We start from the raw sequence: 1528 nt of genomic DNA on the forward strand, positions 1-1528 counted from the left end.
CTGATGACCGGCGCGCGCGTCACCGGCGGATCGGACGGCGCCGCGGTGCGGATCGAGACGACCCAAGGTGCAATCGAGGCCGGGCGCGCCGTGATCTGCGCCGGCCTGCACGCCGACCGCATGGCCCGGGCCTTCGGGGCGGATGCCGATTTCCGCGTCGTGCCCTTTCGCGGTGAATACTATCGCATCGTGAACCAGCCCGCCGATCTGGTGTCGCGGCTGATCTACCCGGTGCCCGACCCCGCGCGCCCCTTTCTGGGCGTACACCTGACCAAGAAACTGTCGGGCGGCTTCACCGTCGGCCCCAATGCGGTGCTGGCGCTGGCACGCGAAGGCTATGACCGCCCGGCGTTCGACCTGCGCGATGCGGCGGACAGCCTGCTGTGGCCCGGGTTCTGGCGGCTGGTCGCGCGCAATGCGCGCGCGGCTCTGGACGAAGGGGCGGCGTCGCTGTCGCGGCGCCTCTATCTGCGCAAGGTGCAGCGCTATTGCCCGCGGGTGCAGCTGGCGGATCTGGCGCCGTGGCGGCCCGGCATCCGGGCGCAGGCGGTGGCGCCCGACGGGCGGCTGATCGACGATTTCCTCTTTGCGCAGGGGCGCAACACGCTGCATGTCTGCAACGCCCCCTCGCCTGCAGCGACCTCGGCCATCCCGATCGGGGCGTATGTGGTGGACCGGCTGATGGCGCTTTAGGCGCGGGTCACGCGGGGCGGGGCGGTGGCGGCGGCAAACTCGGCCTGCACGAATTCCGCGCCATGCTGGACGGCCAGCCGCAACAAGGCAAAACGGATCTCGGCCAGTTCGCGATAGTATCCCAGATAGGCCGCGTTCAGCGTGGCCCCCGTGACGGCACCGATCACCGGCACGGTCTGGGCTGCCAGCTTCTGTGTCAGCACCGCCGCCAGCCCCGGCGCTGCCGTGGCAATCAACCGCTGCACCGCCGCACCCGACAAGGCCAGCCGCGCACCGATGAAGGCAGTGTTCACGCCGTCATCCTGCGCGGCAGGGCTGCCCGCCGACAGAACGCGCAGACATTCGGCCCGAATCGCGGGTTCGGCCGGATCGAACCCCGCCCGCTCGGCCGCGCGGCTGATCGCATGCAGGATCACCGTCACCGTGATCGGCAGTTCGGCCAACGCTGTGGCCAGCCCCCCTGCCCCACCCAAGGCACCCGTCAGCGCGGCCAGCGCCTGCGCGCCTCGCGGGCCCACGTCCGGCGCATGCCGCCCGGCCTGTGCGACGTCGAACCCGCGGTGCAGCGCCTCGGCCACCACCGTCTCGACGCGCCTGCGCAAGGCGGGTGGCAGCGCGTCCATGCGCCGTTCGACCTCGCCGCCAAATCGGTTCACCAGGCTGATCACTGGCCCGTTCGCCCGCCGCCACCGCCGCGCCAGCGCAGCGATCTCGGCAGCCGGATCAGGGCCGACCAAGGCGGGAAGGGGGGCGTCCAAGGTCATGTCCCCCTGAATATGGGCGATCCTGCGCGCCGCGCAATGCCCCTCCTGACCGGGCCGCCGCGCGCGGGGGC

Annotated in this window: 2 protein-coding genes; one reads left to right on the forward strand and one right to left on the reverse strand. The window is 72.0% G+C overall.

Annotation, left to right across the window (positions count from 1 at the left end; genetic code table 11):
• Positions 1 to 693: L-2-hydroxyglutarate oxidase (gene lhgO / locus ACLNEE_RS16675; protein ID WP_412007424.1), on the forward strand; the 693-nt coding region annotated here is incomplete at its 5' end.
• Here lhgO and ACLNEE_RS16680 read toward each other — a convergent pair.
• Positions 690 to 1528: EcsC family protein (locus ACLNEE_RS16680; protein ID WP_412007425.1), on the reverse strand; the 839-nt coding region annotated here is incomplete at its 5' end. The two genes, lhgO and ACLNEE_RS16680, sit on opposite strands and share 4 nt — an antisense overlap.

It is taken from the genome of Aphanothece stagnina RSMan2012 (genome assembly GCF_046764815.1).
Lineage (GTDB): Bacteria > Cyanobacteriota > Cyanobacteriia > PCC-6307 > Cyanobiaceae > NIES-981.